Source organism: Leclercia sp. UBA7405, from assembly GCF_037152215.1.
GTDB lineage: Bacteria > Pseudomonadota > Gammaproteobacteria > Enterobacterales > Enterobacteriaceae > Enterobacter > Enterobacter pneumoniae.
Genome location: NZ_JBBCMR010000026.1, coordinates 1 through 241, shown reverse-complemented (window position 1 = coordinate 241; position 241 = coordinate 1). Strand labels below are relative to the sequence as shown.

Genomic DNA, 241 nt, shown 5'->3' with positions numbered 1-241 from the left:
ACGAATTAGGGTAACAGAGATAAGTATTACGATGGGGTTATAGCTCAGCTGGGAGAGCGCCTGCCTTGCACGCAGGAGGTCTGCGGTTCGATCCCGCATAGCTCCACCATCTTTTTACTGCGACAACAAAAAAACTTCAGAGTGTACCTGAAAAGGTGCGCTGCGAAGTTTTGCTCTTTAAAAATCTGGATCAAGCTGAAAATTGAAACGACACACAGTTAATGTGTGTTCGAGTCTCTCA

1 tRNA gene is annotated in these 241 nt (G+C 45.6%); it reads left to right on the top strand.

Annotation, left to right across the window (positions count from 1 at the left end):
- The first annotated feature begins 33 nt into the window (after nucleotides 1–33).
- Nucleotides 34–109: transfer RNA gene (locus WFN75_RS22555), tRNA-Ala, on the top strand.
- The last annotated feature ends 132 nt before the right edge of the window (nucleotides 110–241 follow it).